This is a genomic window from Halobacteria archaeon AArc-dxtr1 (assembly GCA_025517425.1).
Taxonomy (GTDB): domain Archaea; phylum Halobacteriota; class Halobacteria; order Halobacteriales; family Natrialbaceae; genus Halostagnicola.
The window spans coordinates 1,526,075-1,542,246 of the sequence record JAOPJY010000001.1 but is presented as its reverse complement, the minus strand read 5'-3'; the positions used below and the strand labels follow the sequence as shown (position 1 = coordinate 1,542,246).

At 64.9% G+C, this 16,172-nt stretch carries 14 protein-coding genes; 10 read left to right on the top strand and 4 right to left on the bottom strand.

What is annotated here, in order from left to right:
* The first annotated feature begins 142 nt into the window (after positions 1–142).
* The 3 genes from OB905_07925 (at position 143) to OB905_07915 (ending at position 1,923) form a co-directional block, all read left to right on the top strand.
* Positions 143–586 carry a TIGR00725 family protein gene (locus OB905_07925; GenBank protein ID MCU4925911.1) on the top strand — a complete coding sequence of 148 codons (444 nt, stop codon included), beginning with the start codon at positions 143–145 and terminating at the stop codon, positions 584–586.
* A gap of 98 nt (positions 587–684) precedes the next feature.
* Positions 685–1,404, top strand: a complete 720-nt coding sequence (locus OB905_07920; GenBank protein ID MCU4925910.1) for a hypothetical protein — start codon at positions 685–687, stop codon at positions 1,402–1,404.
* Between the two features lie 66 nt (positions 1,405–1,470).
* Positions 1,471–1,923, top strand: a complete 453-nt coding sequence (locus OB905_07915; protein ID MCU4925909.1) for a hypothetical protein — start codon at positions 1,471–1,473, stop codon at positions 1,921–1,923.
* A gap of 24 nt (positions 1,924–1,947) precedes the next feature.
* Here the strand turns inward: OB905_07915 and OB905_07910 are convergent, their stop codons facing one another.
* A complete protein-coding gene (locus OB905_07910) occupies positions 1,948–4,458 on the bottom strand; it encodes a DEAD/DEAH box helicase (GenBank protein MCU4925908.1) in 2,511 nt (836 codons plus the stop codon).
* A gap of 142 nt (positions 4,459–4,600) precedes the next feature.
* On the opposite strand from OB905_07910, the gene OB905_07905 reads away from it, so the two are divergent.
* From OB905_07905 to OB905_07895, 3 genes are all read left to right on the top strand, one after another.
* On the top strand, positions 4,601–5,545 hold the full coding sequence (locus OB905_07905; GenBank protein MCU4925907.1) for an ABC transporter ATP-binding protein: 945 nt from the start codon (positions 4,601–4,603) through the stop codon (positions 5,543–5,545).
* Positions 5,542–6,375: an ABC transporter permease gene (locus tag OB905_07900; GenBank protein ID MCU4925906.1), complete on the top strand. Its 834-nt coding sequence runs from the start codon at positions 5,542–5,544 to the stop codon at positions 6,373–6,375. Before OB905_07905 ends, OB905_07900 begins: the two co-directional genes overlap by 4 nt.
* An 86-nt stretch (positions 6,376–6,461) precedes the next feature.
* Positions 6,462–7,088, top strand: coding sequence for a flavin reductase family protein (locus OB905_07895; protein ID MCU4925905.1), 627 nt, complete (start codon positions 6,462–6,464; stop codon positions 7,086–7,088).
* On the opposite strand, the gene OB905_07890 is transcribed toward OB905_07895, so the two are convergent.
* Positions 7,085–7,675 (bottom strand): dolichol kinase, encoded by a 591-nt coding sequence (locus tag OB905_07890; GenBank protein MCU4925904.1) that lies wholly within the window; start codon positions 7,673–7,675, stop codon positions 7,085–7,087. The genes OB905_07895 and OB905_07890 overlap by 4 nt on opposite strands.
* Positions 7,676–7,893: 218 nt before the next feature.
* Between OB905_07890 and OB905_07885 the strand changes: the two genes are divergently transcribed.
* Positions 7,894–8,622 carry a hypothetical protein gene (locus OB905_07885; protein MCU4925903.1) on the top strand — a complete coding sequence of 243 codons (729 nt, stop codon included), beginning with the start codon at positions 7,894–7,896 and terminating at the stop codon, positions 8,620–8,622.
* Between the two features lie 34 nt (positions 8,623–8,656).
* Here OB905_07885 and glyS read toward each other — a convergent pair whose 3' ends face one another.
* Complete coding sequence (glyS, locus tag OB905_07880) at positions 8,657–10,441, bottom strand: glycine--tRNA ligase (GenBank protein MCU4925902.1); 1,785 nt, start codon at positions 10,439–10,441, stop codon at positions 8,657–8,659.
* Between the two features lie 37 nt (positions 10,442–10,478).
* Entirely contained in the window at positions 10,479–11,330 is an 852-nt protein-coding gene (locus tag OB905_07875; GenBank protein MCU4925901.1) for a CBS domain-containing protein, read from the bottom strand.
* 139 nt (positions 11,331–11,469) lie between these two features.
* Between OB905_07875 and OB905_07870 the strand changes: the two genes are divergently transcribed.
* The 3 genes from OB905_07870 (at position 11,470) to OB905_07860 (ending at position 15,941) form a co-directional block, all read left to right on the top strand.
* Positions 11,470–11,631: a hypothetical protein gene (locus OB905_07870; protein MCU4925900.1), complete on the top strand. Its 162-nt coding sequence runs from the start codon at positions 11,470–11,472 to the stop codon at positions 11,629–11,631.
* 184 nt (positions 11,632–11,815) lie between these two features.
* On the top strand, positions 11,816–12,235 hold the full coding sequence (locus OB905_07865; protein MCU4925899.1) for a DUF296 domain-containing protein: 420 nt from the start codon (positions 11,816–11,818) through the stop codon (positions 12,233–12,235).
* Position 12,236: 1 nt separating this feature from the next.
* On the top strand, positions 12,237–15,941 hold the full coding sequence (locus OB905_07860) for a DNA polymerase II large subunit (GenBank protein MCU4925898.1): 3,705 nt from the start codon (positions 12,237–12,239) through the stop codon (positions 15,939–15,941).
* The last annotated feature ends 231 nt before the right edge of the window (positions 15,942–16,172 follow it).

Sequence of the window (16,172 nt, the reverse complement as noted above, 5' to 3'; positions counted from 1 at the left end):
TCCGGGGAACGCGATCCTTGCCCGCGAGGCCCTTTTGAGCCTCTCCGTAGGCCGACTGTAATCACGTTCTCCCGACTCTCGTCTCTGGGGACGTCTCGTGGGAAACCGAACCGAACATAGCTCCCGCCACCGATCTTCTGGTATGCGCGTCAGCGTCATCGGTGGTGGAACCGTTTCCGAAGATGGTGCGGTGATCGCCGAGGAGTTGGGCGCCGAACTCGCCCGACGGGGCCACATCGTCGTCTGTGGCGGTCGTGGCGGGACGATGACGGCGGTCTGTCGCGGTGCGAAGCGCGAGGGCGGCGAGACGATCGGTATTCTACCGGGTGAGCGCCGCGAGGCGGCCAACGAGCACATCGACACTGCCATCGCGACCGGACTGGGCCACGCCAGGAACGCGCTCGTCGCGATGAACGGCGACGCGGTGATCGCGCTCGCCGGCGGCGCCGGCACGCTCTCCGAGATTGGGTTCGCCGGGATCTACGACCGTCCCGTCGTGGGGATCGATACGCACGACGTCCCCGACGTCCGCGCGGTCGAGACGCCCGCGGCAGCTGTCGACGCCGTCGAAGCGGCCATGCGGTAGGCGGCGCTCCGCTGTCGCGCCGCACGCTGTTCGGTCCCGTCCGCAAGCACCCCGTTCGTGTCGCAGCTTTTTCCCTCTCGGGCGACGTGTCCACGCGTATGAGCGACTTCGACAAGGAAGCCGAACGCGAGAAGCTCCGCAAGAAGTACGAGCAGGAGCAGGCCGATCGCGAGGCGACCCAGCGGATGAGCGACCTCCTCTTGAAGGGCGCTCGGATGACCAACACGCACTGTGGAACCTGCGGCGATCCGCTGTTCGAGCAGAACGGGACCACGTTCTGCCCCTCCTGTCACGGCGGTCCCGAGGGCGTCGAGGCGTCGATCGAAGACGGAAACGAGCCGGGATCGAGCAGTGCCGGAACGTCCAAATCGGGCGCCGCCACCTCCCAACCGGCGGATTCCCCAGCGCCCAAACCGGGTGCCGATACCCCAGCGCCCGAACCGGACGAGAACGCCGCTGACGAGTCGGACGACGGCGTCGCGTCCGCTTCCGAGCCACAGGGTGGTCCCGCCGACCCCGATCCGGAAGCAGTCACCGCCGATCCGACGATCGCTCGGACCAACGACGAGGGGCCATCCCGTTCGGAGTCGCCTCGCAACGCCGAGGCGCCGTCGACTTCTAGACAGGCGTCGGCTCCACCCGCCACCGGCGCGTCGGAACCGGGCGTCGACGGCGATCTCGACGCCGGCCACGACGCGCTTGTCGCCGCGCTCGAACGCTTCGCGCAGGCGGCCGCGGAGACTGACGACCCCCGATACGCGAGGGACTGTCTGCAGGCCGCGCGGGAGGCTGCCGAGGCCCTCGATGCGTTGCGGTGAGTACGGACACACGATCGCGTGAGGCGCGCCCAAACGACTATTCGGGCGCGAACCCATTCGCCGCTCGTGACCGACCGGATCCCCGTTCTCATGGTCGCTGAGGCGCTTGCTTTCGGCGCGCTCGTCCCCACAACCTCACTGTATGTGGTGACCGGGCCGCTGGCGACCCCGCTCTCGCCGCTCGGTGACACCGTCCTCGTCGGGTGGCTCGCCGCCATCGCAATTGGTACGACGGTACTGGGCGTATGGCGCCGCCTCTCGACCGGTGCGCTCCTCGGCGGCGCCCTCATCGGTCTCGTCGTCGGCCTCGCAGGATTCGCCGCGCTCCTCGGCTGGAGCTTCGTCATGTTCGCGCTCGTCCCGATTGGCGCCGTAGCCGTCGTCCTCGGCGCGTGGATCGCCTACGAGCGAGCGCGATCGCGTGACGACGTTCACAGCGAACCGCCGTACGGAACGTGGCGCCACCTGTTCACACTCCTGGTAGTGTCGCCGCTGATTCTCCTCGTGTTCCTGTTTTGAAACGGAACCCATCTCTCGTTTCAGTCACTCACCGTCGCCCGATCCGACACCGGCGTACTCGCTTCCGACGACCTCCCGGATACGCTCTGCGGTGACCGCGCCGACGCCCTCTGCCTCCTGTAGGTCGTCTTCGTCGGCGGTCATCACCGCCTCGACGCCGCCGAACGTCTCGAGCAGCGAGCGCGCCGTGACGGGGCCGATCTCGGCGATCGAGGAGACGACGTACTCCTGTTGCTCGCCCAGCGTCTTCGCGCCCTTCTCACCGTGAACCGAGACTTCCCGGTCGGCCGTTTCCTGCTCGCGACCCGCGAGGACCGCGAGTAGTTCGGTGGTGTCGTCCTCACTTTCGGTTCGCAGAACGCTCGCGCCGAAGTCGATCGCCAGCGAGGAGAGTGCGCCCCGGATCGCGTTCGGGTGGATGTCCCGCTGTTCGTACAGTCCCTCGCCCTCGACGATCACGACCGGCCGCGAGTAGCTTCTGGCCATCGCACCCACCTGCTCGAAGACCGAGCGGTCGCCCCCGACCAGCGAGTCGACGAAGTCCGCAACGGACTTGCGCTCGACGACGACCCGGTCAGAGCAGACGTAGTCGCCGACGTCTAAGGTCTCGAGGCGGATCTCGATCTCCTCGCGTCGGGAGAGCTCGCGGGCGATGTTGGCGTCCATCTCGCGCTGGTCGGCGACGATCTCGATCGCGTCGCCCTCGGCGTGGGGCTCGTGCGTTTCGATCTCGTCTGGTTCGTCGACATCGGCCTCCTCCCGTTTGCCGGCACCGTCGTCGGTCTCGGCGTCGTTGCCCTCCCCCTCGGCGTCGCTCTCGTCCCCCTCATCGTCGCCCGCGAAGTCGGTCAATCCCGGCCGGGAGGCAACCCCCTCAGTTCCACTGCGCTCCCCGTCGCCTGGTTGCGTTTTTCCGTCCCCGGCGTCCACTTTCGCTCCGGTGTCGAACGCCGCGAGCGACTGCTGGGCGTCGTCGAGCTCTGCTTCGAGGTCGTCGGCCATTCCCTTCAGCTCGCGTAGCTCTGATTCCATCTCTTTCTCGCGACGGCGGGAGATCCAGAAGTACGCCTCGTCGCGGGTGTCCTCTGCGAGGAGGACGACGACCCGCCCCTCGGACTGGCGGCCGGTCCGACCCTTGCGCTGGATGGATCGGATCGCCGTCGGCACGGGCTCGTAAAAGAGTACGAGGTCGACTTCGGGGACGTCGAGGCCCTCCTCGGCGACGGAGGTCGAGACGAGCACCTCGAACTCGCCGGCGCGAAAGTCGTCGAGAACCTCCTGTTGTTGGTTCTGGGTCATCCCGTCGCTCCCTTCGCGGTCGCCCTGGCCGACGAACCGCTTGGCGTCGAAGCTCTCCGAGAGGAACTCCGTCAGCGCCTCCGCCGTGTCTCGTGATTCGGTGAAGGCGATGACGCGCTCGCCGCCTTCCAGTCCCAGAGTCTCGGCGAGCAGCATCCGAGTCTTGCGGTATTTCGGGTGAAGCTGATCGAAGCTCTCAGCGCGGCGCATCGCTTCCGTGACCCGCGGATCGCTGACCATTCGCTGACTCGCCTTCGAGGCCCCTGATGAGCGCGCCTGGTTGCGCTGGCGCTCGAAGTACCGTCGCAGGGCCTCGACGCTCTGGGTCTCGACGAGCGTCACGGCCTGGCGGAGCTTCATCACCTCGGCGTGGACGGACATTCCCTTGTACCCCTCCGACTGGTCGTTGTTGATCAGCTGCTGGAGCTCCGCCCGCATTCGATTCAGGTCCGTCTGGGACTGGTCGGGCTGGGTCGACTTCGCCACCCCGAGCTCCTTTAGCTTCTCAAGCCGGTCGCTGATAACCTCGTTCAACGCGTTTCGGATTTCGAGTACCTCTTCGGGCAGTTCGATGCGCTCCCACTCGACGTCGGTGTCGTGGGTGAACTCGGCGACGTCGGCGTCGTCTTCGGTCATCACCTCCACCTCTCGGAGCCCGAGGTTCTCACAGACCTCGAGAATGGCCTCCTCGTCCCCTCCAGGGGAGGCCGACATCCCGGTCACCAGAGGATTCTCTGCGTCGGCGTGGTAGCGCTCGGCGATGTAGTTGTACGCGTAGTCGCCAGTCGCGCGGTGGCACTCGTCGAAGGTCAGGTGGGTGACGTCCGCAAGCGAGATGCGGCTCCCGACGAGGTCGTTCTCGATCACCTGCGGGGTCGCCATTACGACCGTCGCCTCTTCCCAGAGGGCGGCGCGGTCGTCCGGGCTGACGTCGCCCGTGAAGACGACGATCTCGTCGTCGGGAATCTGTAGCGCCTCGCGGTAGAAGTCGGCGTGTTGCTGGACGAGCGGTTTGGTCGGTGCGAGCATCATCGACTTCCCGCCGACCTCGTCTACCCGCCGTGCCGTCACGAGCAGGCTCACGGTCGTCTTCCCGAGGCCTGTCGGGAGACAGACGAGCGTATGGTCGTTTGCCGCTGTTCCGGCGAGTTTCAACTGGTAGAGCCGGCGCTCCAAGAAGTCCGGCTGTAAAAGCGGATGCTCGATCGCGGGCTGGTGCTCGTCCGTCGCTGCCATTGTCACTCGTTCGCCGCCGCCGCGAATAAGCGTTGATGTACCGCGGTGAAAGTGAACCTGCCGTCCATGCGACGCTCGCTACCGCCGGAGACGTGTAATTCGATCCACAAGAATTACAACCCCTACCTGCACTCCTCCGAGTATGGCCGCCATCGAACTCCGCGGCGTCACCAAGCGCTACGTCAGCTACGGGCTCTTGGGAAACCGCTCGGTCACCGCTCTGCGCGACGTCGACCTCTCCGTTCGCGAGGGCGAGGTTTTCGGCTTTCTGGGTCCCAACGGCGCCGGGAAGTCGACCACGATTGACATCCTGCTCGGCTACACGCAGCCGACCGACGGCTCGATCGAACTGCTCGGCTACGACGTTCCCGGCGAGGGCGTCGCGGCCAGAAGTCGGGTCGGCGTCCTCCCCGACGGCTTCGGTCCGATCGGGGAGCGAACTGGCCGCGAGCACGTCGAGTTCGCGATCGAAGCGAAAGGGGCCGACGACGACCCCGACGAGCTCATCGAGCGCGTCGGCATGCGCGGGCCCGACGCCTACCCCGTCGCGCAGTACTCGAAGGGGATGGCCCAGCGGCTCATGCTCGCAGTCGCGCTCGTCGGCGAGCCCGATCTCCTCGTGCTCGACGAGCCCTCGACTGGACTCGACCCGAACGGCGCCCGCCGGATGCGCGAGATCGTCCGCGAGGAGAACGAGCGCGGTGCAACGGTGTTCTTCTCGAGTCACATCATGGAGCAAGTCGAGGCTGTCTGCGACCGCGTCGGCATTTTGGACGGCGGAACGCTTGTCGCCGTCGACACGATCGACGCCCTTCGCGACTCGGCCGGCGGTTCCGCGACGCTCGAGATCGAACTTTCGGGTGACGCGGCGCTTCCCGAACCCACTCTCGACCGAATCCGCACCATCGAGGGCGTCGCCGGCGTTACGGCCGAGGGAACGACCGTCGTCGTCACCTGCAACGATGCCGCGAAAGCACCCGCCATCGCCGCTGTCCACGACTCGCCGGCGACGGTGACGAACGTCGAGACTGGGGAGACCTCCCTCGACGACCTCTTCGAGCGGTACACGCGAGGTGTCGCCCAGTGAGCCGCCTCGCTGCACTCTCGCTGTTCGTCCGCGAGGATATCCGCGACACGCGACGCGAGCGTCAGTTACAGATCTTCGTCGGGCTCTACGTGCTGTTGAGCTTGTTTATGACCTACACTGCAGGCCGGTCGGCGGGTAGCGACGAGGCGACCGTCGCAGAACCCTTGCTCCCGCTGTTTACCATGTTCACCGTCCTGCTTACGCTCGGCTTCTTCGCGCCAGCGGTCGTCGAACGACGGGCCAGTGGGGCGCTCAAAGTCGTTCTTGGGCTGCCCGTCTCCCGCGGAACCGTCGTCTTCGGGACCTTCCTCGGCCGCAGCATCGTCATCTGTGGCGCCCTGTTTGCGGCCTTTCTCGCAGCCGTCCCCGTCGCGCTGGTTCAGGGTGTTCCCCTCGACCCCGTCGGGTTCGTCGGCGCACTCCTCTTGCTCTCGCTGCTCGGCGTGACGTTTACCGCCCTCTCGATCGGACTCTCTGCGATCTCTCGGACGACGACCCGAGCGACTGCGGGCGCGATGGGGCTGTTCTTGCTCTTTTACTTCCAGCTCTGGACGGCGGTTCCCCAGGCGCTGTTGTACGCTCGCCACGGCTTCTCGATGCCCGACGCGTCGCCGGAGTGGGTCACCTTCGTCGAGGCGCTCAACCCTGTGGCCGCCTACACGCACCTGGTTTCCGGGCTCTTCGAAGACGTCAGTCCAGGGACGCTCGTCCAGCCGCCTGCGGAGCCCGCGTTCTACGAGCGGCCCGGCTTCGCGCTCGGAATCTTGCTCGGCTGGATCGTCGTCTCCGTCGGCCTTGGCTACCACCGGTTCCGGTCGGCCGATCTCTGAGCCGCGCGATTCCCAGCCCCGTGGCTTCCGGTCTGACGCCCCTACCGCGACAAACGCTTTGGCGCTCGCGCGAAAACCGTCCGAGTATGCCCACCTACGACGCCAACTCCCTCTCTCCAGGTGAAGCCGGCCACCTTCTTTCTGCGGTCGTCTCGCCACGTCCGATCGCCTGGATCAGTACGACGAGCGCCGCGGGCGTCGACAACCTCGCCCCCTTCAGCGCCTACACGCACGTCTCCGCGGAGCCACCCATCGTCGCAGTCGCGATCGGAAACCGGGAGGACGGACGACCCAAGGACACGCTTCGAAATGCCCGCGAGACCGGTGCGTTCGCGATCAATCTCGTGACCCCGTCGCTGGTCGAGGCGACCGACGCGACCGCCGCCGACCTCCCGCCCGAGGAAAGCGAGTTCGACGTTGCCGGCGTCGAACGCGGCGCCTGCGATCGGATCGATCCGCCTCGAGTCGCGGACGCGCCGGTCACGCTCGAGTGCGTCCACCACGACGACCTCGCCGTCGGCGACCGGACGCTACTGTTCGGCCGGGTCGTCGCCGTCCACGTCGTGGACGGGGTGCTCTCGGACGGAGCGATTTCGCATGGGACGATTTCAGACGAGGCGAGTAACGAGTTGATCGACGCCTCGGAGCTCGACGCCGTCGGCCACCTCGGACGGACGACGTACGCGCGGACGGAAGAACTCGAACTGGATTAGAGAGGGACGAACTCGATCGCAAGCCACGCCAGCACGGCCGCGTAGATTGGGATCGTCAGGTTGTCGTCGACGATGTAGTCGCCGATGCGAACCGTCACGCCGTCGGCCAGCGTTGCGCCGAGTGCGGCCGCCACGACGGCCTGGGGGTACTCGGCGAGGAACGGTGCGGCCAGCATGGCGCTCACGACGAACATTGTGACGAGTACCTTGGCCCCTTTCACCCGCCGGAGCGTGTCGTCGGAGACCGCCCCACTTACGGGGTCGCCGATCGCGAGCATCAACATCGCGGGGAGGGCAATCTCGGGCGGGAAGACGAGCACGACGGCCGTCATGCTCAGCATGTAGTAGCCGTAGCCGGCGAACTGGTCTGCCTCGTACTCGCGGGTGAGCTTCTCGTAGATCCACCACTCGAGGCCGACCCGGAGCCGGAGGAACTCGAGGACGAGGACGCCGACCGAGAGGCCGACCATCAGGGCGCCGAACAGCGCCCAGGTGAGTCCCGCCTCGAGAGACTGGGCGAGCAGCCAGAGCGCGACGAGGCCGGCGCCGCTCGCGTGGACCAGCCGTCGCTTCAGTTCGTCGGCCATGTACCGAGTGCTTGGAGCATGTGACCTTCAGTACGTCGAAACGGTTCCCCCGGTCGGTCGCGGTGGGTGCCACGCGGTTCGTGTGTATGCAAATGGACCACCACCTGTCACCATACCCGGCAGTAGTTGCATGATCGTCCCAATTGTTCCTCTTCCAACTAAAATCGCCATTTGAGTGACCCCAAAGTATAACTGTATAATTACTGAATCCTTCCACTATGAAACGTCGTACTGTCCTTGCGATGACTGGTGCAGGCACACTCGTGGGACTGAGCGGCTGTATCGATGAAATTCAAGGGGTAGATCCCGACCAGTCCGACGATGACACCGCCGAACCCGATGACGACGAGACCAGCAACAGGGATGACGAGAACGACGATGAGGAGATGCGACCACAGGAGGAGATGTGCCCCGAGCCACCGGACAAACTCACCGAGATCGAGTATGGAACGTGGACGACGTCCCACTATTCAACCGCCGGTACGCCGACGCTACTCGAAGACGGATACTGGGAACTCGATCACAGAACGGACGACAACCGCGTGTCGATCATTACCGAGGAGACGACAGATCGGTTAAATCTCAGCGCCCTCGATGGCGATACGCCGCTCACCGGGCCTGAAGATGCGAATGAACCGACGTTTATCGAAGAAACCGATTTCGAAACGAGTGCCCTGATCGTCTTCCCGTGGAGATGGAGCGGTGACGAGAATATCGCAATCGAGGCAGTCGGGCTCGAGAACGATGACACAGTCCACATCTATTGTTGCCGGGTCGGCGATCCGTGGGCTGGCGGAGGGGGAGAACCTCCTGGTGGAAGGGTCTATACCTTCTTCCGAGTTTCACATACCCCGGCGACTGCGAAAATAACGTTCAGTTTTCGAGAATTCGCTACTCCGAGGGAGACTGAAACCTACGTTGCAGAGGTCGAAGACGAACGCTCGTGAGTTCCTTCCGAAACGTCTCCCCCGCAGAATCCGACTACGCCACGTCCTCGAAGGCGACCTCGCCCTCGCGAAGCGCCGACAGCGTTTCGGCGAGGCCGTCGACCGGGAGGCGCTTCTGGGCGGTCGAATCGCGCTCGCGAACCGTGACCGTCGTCGGCTCCTGTTCGACCGTCTCGTAGTCGACGGTCACGCAAAACGGCGTCCCGACCTCGTCCTGGCGGCGGTAGCGCCGGCCGATGTTCCCCGAGTCGTCGTAGGTCACGGAGAGCCCGGCCTCGCGGAGTTCGGTGGCGATCTCCTCGGCCTGTCCCTCCAGCTCGTCGTCGCTTTGCAGCGGGAAGACGCCGACGAAGGTTGGGGCGATCGCCGGTTCGAGTTCGAGGAAGGTGCGCTCCTCGCCGTCAACCTCATCCTCGCGGTAGGCGTGGTGGAGGACGGTGTAGACGAGGCGGTCGACGCCGAAGGAGGGTTCGACGACGTGGGGGACGATGTGTTCCCCGGCTTTGGTCTCCTCATCGACCGAAAAGCCGGTCTTTTCGACGGGAATCCCGTGGATGTCGCCGTCGAGATCAATGTCGACTGTGTCACCCTCGAACGCCGACCGATCCTGTTCTGCAAGTTCCTCGAGTGCCCCGACCACGGCCTGAGCGTCGCCGCCGAACTCCGGTCCGAGGTAGCTCATGTCCGGGTCGACCGTCGCGCGCTCGACCGTTTTGGGCTCGTCGTACTGCCGGAAGACGGTAAAGCGGTCGCCGGAGTGTTCGGCGTGTTTCGAGAGGTCGTAGTCGCCGCGGTGGGCGAATCCTGCGAGCTCGATCCAGTTGTCGTCGATCTCGGCCTCGGCGTCCCAGCAGTCTGCGGCGTAGTGGGCGCGCTCGCCTGAGAGGTGCTGGCGGAACCGGAACCGGTCCATGTCGACGCCGACGGCCTCGTACCACGGTCTGGCGACACCGAGGAAGTAGGCGACCCACTCGTCCGTGACGATTCCCTCCTCGACGGCCTCACCGATCGTGGTCCGGATCTCGCTCCCACCCTCTGCGTTCTGCTCGCTTGCGGGATAGAGCGTTACCTCGACGTCGGCGACCGACTCGAGGTCGGGACCCTCGCTGTCGGGGTCGACGAAGAACTCGAGTTCGGCCTGGGTAAACTCTCGCGTGCGGATGATCGACCGGCGCGGGCTGATCTCGTTGCGGTAGGCCCGTCCGATCTGGGTGACGCCGAAGGGCAGCGTGTTGCGGGCGTACTCTTTGAGTCGGGGGAACTCGACGAAGATCCCCTGGGCGGTCTCGGGTCGCAGGTAGCCTGGCTGGGAGTCGCCGGGGCCGATCTGCGTCGCGAACATGAGGTTAAAGGCCTCGACAGCCTGGCCGGCCAACCCGGCTCCGCAGCTGGGACAGACGAGTTCGTACTCCGCGATGACGTCCTCGACTTCGGTGACGGGGAGGCTCTCGGCGTCCTCGTAGTCGGTTGCGTCCTCGACGACGTGGTCGGCCCGGTGGCTCTCGCCACACTCGGGGCACTCGACCAGCATGTCGTCGAAGCCGTCCAAGTGGCCCGATGCCTCGAAGACCGGCTCGGGCATGATAGTCGGCGCGTCGATCTCCATGTTCCCCTCCTGGAGGGCGAACCGGTCGCGCCAGGCGTCCTCGACGTTGTCCTTCAGCGCTGCTCCCTGTGGTCCGAACGTGTAGAAACCGCCGACGCCGCCGTAGGCGCCCGACGACTGGAAGAAATACCCCCGACGCTTCGCGAGCTCTACCAGCTGCTCGCTGACGTCCGTGTCTGGCTCGTCGCTCGCTTCGTTGCGTGCTCGTGTCATAGTGGAATTGATGTCTCCGCAGGTCTCGCGTTCGTGCTCACTCGTACAGCGCCGACAGCAGGTCGACATCTCGGACGATGCCGACGAGGTCGTCGCCCGCGACCAGCGGAATCTGCTCGATGTCGTTGCTGATCAGCCGCTGGGCGGCCTCCTGGATCGCGGTCCGTCGTGAGACGGTCACGACGTCGTCGCTCATGAACTTCCGGACCGGTTCGGCTGGAATCTCGATGTCCCGAGTCGGGAGGTAGCGGCTGCCGACGCCCTTGATACCTTCCCAGGAGTAGTCGGCGTCCTGGTCGGGGAAGTTGTTCCCCGTCTCCTCTTCGCCCTCGACGATTCGGGCGACGTCGATGATGTCGACCTCGGTTAAGACGCCGCTCATACGCCCGTCGTCGTCGAGTGCGACGGTGTAGGGGACGTTCGCGTAGGACAGTTCGCGCTCGGCGACGGGGAGGGGCGCGCCCTCGTAGGTCGTGTTTACGTTCTGGCTGGCGTGAGACGCGACCTCTCCGTCGGTCTCCTGGTCACCCGTGGCGATCGCGTGGATCACGTCGGTCACCGTCACGATCCCCTCGAACTCCCCGTCGACGACGGGAACTCGACGGGCATCTTCTGCGACCATCGTCTGTGCGACCGCTTCGAGGGAGGTCTCGCGCGTCGTCGTCGGCACGTCGTCCATCAGCATGACGAGCTGGTCCTCGTCGGGCTGTTCGATCAGCGTATCCCGCGAGACCAGCCCGCGGTACTCGAGTCCGTCGTCGGTCGGTTTGACCACCGGAACCGAGGAAAACGATCGCTCTTGGAGGTACTCGAGGACGTCGCCTCTCGTTCCCGGCAACTCGACGGTCACGACCGCCGAACCGGACGTCATCGCGTCGGCTACGTTCATGTCCCCCTCGTACGGCCAAAATCCGTATAAACCCAGTGTTTCACGCGCGTTCGGGTCGCCGATCCTAACCGACCTCTCACGAGACGACCAGTACGGCCGTTCCGACGGGTTTATACGTCGTCATGTGTGACTGTTCACCATGGCCACGACTCACGCACACTCGTCGGCAGACGACACCATCGTCGGGACGATCGATGCGGCCGGTTCGAGCGAGGAGTACGTCATCGCGGACATCTCCGCGGACGGAGCGTGGCTCTCGATGGGCGCCGTCGATGCCCCCTCTCTGTCGGACTGGCGGTAATCTCGCCCCTGCACGCCCTCCACCCAACAGTCCTCTACGCCCTCGCCGAACAACGTCCGCCGCGTCCCCAATTTCCGCTCCTGGCGGCGCGTAGCGCCTCTGATAGTTGCCGCTGGTTCTTGGTCGTCCCAGTCACGGACGCTGACCGATGGACTTTTTCGCCCGGCGCGCACTGTACGCTGGTATGAACTATCGCGCCGTCGAGACGGACGGAGAGTACCTCGCCCGCCTCGAGACCGGGGCCGACTGGCGGGCCGAGATCGAGGCGCTCGCCGCGGCGGTCGACGCCGACGCCGCCTGGTTCACCGCACTCGGTGCGGTACAGGACGCCGAACTGTGGTTCTACGATCAGGACGCCTGTGAGTACTCGTCGATCGAGTTCGACGAACCGCTCGAGGTCGCCAGCTGCGTCGGAAACGTCTCGCTCTTAGACGGGCAGCGGTTTGCACACACCCACGCCGTGCTCTCGGACGCTGACGGGGCGGCGTTCGCAGGACACCTGAACGAGGCGACCGTCTGGGCCGGCGAAGTCTACATGCGGGCCTTCGACGCCTCCCTCGAGCGCGAATACGACGAGACGACCGAACTCGACCTCTGGCTCTGATATGCGCGAGGAAGACACCCGGTACTTTTCGCGGCTCGAATCCCAGCTCGACGAGGCGTTCGACGTCGCAGAGCGAGCAAAAGAACGTGGTGCGGACCCGAAACCCGAAGTCGAGATCCCCGTCGCGAAGGACATGGCCGACCGGGTCGAGAACATCCTCGGTATCGACGGCGTCGCCGAGCGCGTCCGCGAGCTCGAAGGTGAGATGTCCCGCGAGGAGGCCGCCCTCGAACTCGCGGAAGACTTCGCTGAGGGGCGAGTCGGCGACTACGAGACCAAAGCCGGGAAGGTCGAGGGTGCAGTCCGGACCGCGGTCGCGCTCCTGACGGAGGGTGTCGTCGCAGCCCCAATCGAGGGAATCGACAAGGTCGAACTGTTACAGAACGGGGACGGCTCCGAGTTCGTCAACGTCTACTACGCCGGGCCGATTCGCTCGGCTGGCGGGACCGCCCAGGCGCTGTCGGTGCTCGTCGCCGACTACACCCGTGCGCTCGTCGGGCTCTCCCAGTACGACGCTCGCGACGACGAGGTCGAGCGCTACGCCGAAGAGGTCGCCCTCTACGACAAGGAGACCGGCCTGCAGTATACGCCCAAGGACAAGGAGACAAAATTCATCGCCAAACACCTCCCGATCATGTTAGATGGGGAGGCGACGGGCGACGAGGAAGTCTCGGGCTTCCGCGATCTCGAGCGCGTCGACACTAACAACGCCCGGGGCGGAATGTGTCTCGTCATGGCTGAGGGGATCGCCCTCAAAGCACCCAAGATCCAGCGCTACACCCGCAATTTGGACGAGATCGACTGGCCGTGGCTTCAGGATCTGATCGACGGCACCTACGGCGACGACGCTGGCGACGCCGACGGGGCCGACGAAGGCGGAGCCGACGGAGAGGGCGAGAGTGAAGACGACGAGGACACCGAGCACGCTGACGATGACGAAGGGGCGACGACGAACGGCGATTCCGACGCCGACGACCCGGCTGGTCCGCCCCGCGTCGAGAAGTCGACGAAGTTCCTCCGCGATCTGATCGCCGGCCGACCCGTCTTCTCACACCCCTGTGCGAACGGCGGCTTCCGCCTTCGGTACGGTCGGGCGCGCAACCACGGCTTCGCGACCGCAGGCGTCCATCCCGCCGCGATGCACCTCGTCGACGACTTCCTCGCGACCGGCACTCAAATCAAGACCGAACGGCCCGGGAAGGCCGCCGGTGTCGTCCCGGTCGACTCTATCGAGGGTCCGACCGTCAAACTCGCCAACGGCGACGTTCGCCAGGTAGACGACCCCGAGGAGGCTCTCGAGATCAGAAACGGCGTCGAGAAGATTCTGGACCTCGGGGAGTACCTCGTCAACTACGGTGAGTTCGTCGAGAACAACCACCCCCTCGCGCCCGCCTCTTACACTCCCGAGTGGTGGATTCAGGATCTCGAAGCGGCAGGCGCGGACGTTCAGGCGTTCGAAGACGATCCCAGTATCGACCTCGAGCACCCCGACGCCGACCGTGTCCTGGAGTGGGCACGCAAGTACGATGCCCCGCTCCACCCCACGTACACCTACCTCTGGCACGACCTTTCGGTAGGCGACTTTTGTGCCCTCGCAGACGCGGTCGCGGACGGCTGGATCGAGGGCGCCGATTTCGACGCCGCAGCTGACGTCGGCGACGGCACACTCGTCCTCGAGTACGCTGCGGATACCCGTAGCGCGCTCGAAACGATCGTCATCGAACACCGCCAGCGCCCTGACGACGGTCGACTCGAGATCGACGACTGGCGTCCGTTCGTTCGGACGCTCGGCTGTGAGATCCGCCAGACGGCGACCGACGGCGCGTCTGAGGCGGGCCCACCAGATGCACCCGCTGGCGGCCGCGCTCTTGGCGAGTCCGACGTCAAACTCGTGCGCACTTGGGACGACGATGATCTCTCTCAGCGCGCGCACAACTGGAGTCACGAGGGCGAGGAACCGGGCGACAACGCCATCGAGGCCGTCAACGAGGTCGCCCCCTTCGCGGTCCGAGAGCGCGCGCCAACGCGCGTCGGCAACCGGATGGGTCGCCCGGAGAAGTCCGAGAGCCGAGATCTGAGTCCCGCCGTCCACACGCTTTTCCCCATCGGCGAAGCCGGCGGCACGCAGCGAAACGTCGCCGACGCCGCCACACACGCCGAGACGATGTCCGACACCCCCGGCGTCGTCGAGGTCCAGATCGGCCGCCAGCGCTGCCCCGACTGCGAGACGGAGACGTTCAAGAACCGCTGCCCGGAGTGTGACGCCCGGACGAAACCCGACTACCGGTGTCCCGACTGCGACCAGCGCGTCGATCCCGACGACGCCGGCCGCGTCGAGTGCGGCCGCTGTGAGATCGAAGCGACCTGCGTCGAGAATCGCGAGGTCGATATCCACGGCGAGTACCGCGACGCCCTCGAATCGGTCGGCGAGCGCGAGAACGCCTTCGAGATCCTGAAGGGAGTCAAGGGGCTGATGTCGACGACGAAGGTCCCCGAACCCATCGAGAAGGGCGTTTTGCGAGCCAAGCACGACGTCTCGGCGTTCAAAGACGGCACCGTCCGCTACGACATGACCGACCTCCCCGTGACCTCGGTTCGAGCCAGTGAGCTCGACATCGACGTCGGCCAGCTGCAGGCACTCGGCTACGAGGAAGATATTCACGGCGAACCCCTCGTCCACGAGGACCAGCTTGTCGAGCTAAACGTCCAAGACGTCGTGCTCTCCGACGGCGCGGCCCAGCACATGATGCAGACCGCGAACTTCATCGACGATCTACTCGAGCAGTACTACGGCCTCGAGCCGTTCTACGAGATCGAGGACCGCCAGGAGCTGGTCGGTGAGCTCGTCTTCGGGATGGCACCCCACACGAGCGCCGCAACTGTCGGAAGAGTGATTGGATTCACGAGCGCCGCAGTCGGATACGCACATCCGTACTTTCACGCCGCGAAGCGCCGCAACTGTGATGGTGACGAAGATTGTGTGATGCTCCTCATGGATGGCCTATTGAACTTCAGTATCAGTTTCTTGCCAGATAAGAGAGGGGGGCGTATGGATGCGCCGCTCGTCATGTCCTCGCGTATCGATCCCTCCGAAATCGACGACGAGGCACACAATATGGACATCGTTAGCCAGTATCCCCGCGAGTTCTATCTCGAGACCTTAGAGCAGGCAGACCCCGAGGAGATCGACATCCAGATCGGTGAGGACACGCTCGGCACCGACGGCGAGTACACCGGCTTCGAACACACCCACGATACGACCGACATCGCGATGGGGCCGGACCTCTCAGCGTACAAGACGCTCGGCTCGATGATGGACAAGATGGACGCCCAGCTCGAACTCTCACGCAAGCTTGAGGCAGTCGACGAGACCGACGTCGCAGAGCGAGTCATCGAGTACCACTTCCTCCCGGACCTGATCGGCAACCTACGCGCCTTCTCTCGCCAGGAAACCCGCTGTCTCGACTGTGGCGAGAAGTTCCGTCGGATGCCCCTGACCGGTGACTGCCGGGAGTGTGGTGGTCGGGTCAACCTCACCGTCCACAAGGGCTCGGTGAACAAGTACATGCAGACAGCGATCAACGTCGCTGACGAGTACGACTGTCGAGATTACACGAAACAGCGCCTCGAGGTCTTAGAAAAGGCTCTCGAGAGTATTTTCGAGAATGACAAGAACAAACAGTCGGGTATTGAAGACTTCATGTAGCAGTTGCGTTTCGTCTCCCCACGCGTAGCCTAGCTGTTTCTACGGATCTTCCGCAACTTCGAGCGATAGCCTGTTCTCTCCTCGTTATCGCCCTCGATACTCGTAATTTCGACTCGGATCGATACCTTGCCCTTACCGCGACAACGGACGAACGCGAAGAGCACCGATCTTCGGCGTTGTCCACGGGTCGGTTAGTTTCCTCATCAGTGTCGTAGAGGCGTGCCATTTATA

Coding starts and splice junctions, on each gene's coding strand:
- OB905_07895 (MCU4925905.1), top strand. CDS start 6,462: ATGCCCACCTACGACGCCAACTCCCTCTCTCCAGGTGAAGCCGGCCAC.
- OB905_07860 (MCU4925898.1), top strand. CDS start 12,237: ATGCGCGAGGAAGACACCCGGTACTTTTCGCGGCTCGAATCCCAGCTC.
- OB905_07920 (MCU4925910.1), top strand. CDS start 685: ATGAGCGACTTCGACAAGGAAGCCGAACGCGAGAAGCTCCGCAAGAAG.
- glyS (MCU4925902.1), bottom strand. CDS start 10,441: ATGACACGAGCACGCAACGAAGCGAGCGACGAGCCAGACACGGACGTC.
- OB905_07890 (MCU4925904.1), bottom strand. CDS start 7,675: ATGGCCGACGAACTGAAGCGACGGCTGGTCCACGCGAGCGGCGCCGGC.
- OB905_07875 (MCU4925901.1), bottom strand. CDS start 11,330: ATGAACGTAGCCGACGCGATGACGTCCGGTTCGGCGGTCGTGACCGTC.
- OB905_07925 (MCU4925911.1), top strand. CDS start 143: ATGCGCGTCAGCGTCATCGGTGGTGGAACCGTTTCCGAAGATGGTGCG.
- OB905_07865 (MCU4925899.1), top strand. CDS start 11,816: ATGAACTATCGCGCCGTCGAGACGGACGGAGAGTACCTCGCCCGCCTC.
- OB905_07910 (MCU4925908.1), bottom strand. CDS start 4,458: ATGGCAGCGACGGACGAGCACCAGCCCGCGATCGAGCATCCGCTTTTA.
- OB905_07905 (MCU4925907.1), top strand. CDS start 4,601: ATGGCCGCCATCGAACTCCGCGGCGTCACCAAGCGCTACGTCAGCTAC.
- OB905_07885 (MCU4925903.1), top strand. CDS start 7,894: ATGAAACGTCGTACTGTCCTTGCGATGACTGGTGCAGGCACACTCGTG.
- OB905_07870 (MCU4925900.1), top strand. CDS start 11,470: ATGGCCACGACTCACGCACACTCGTCGGCAGACGACACCATCGTCGGG.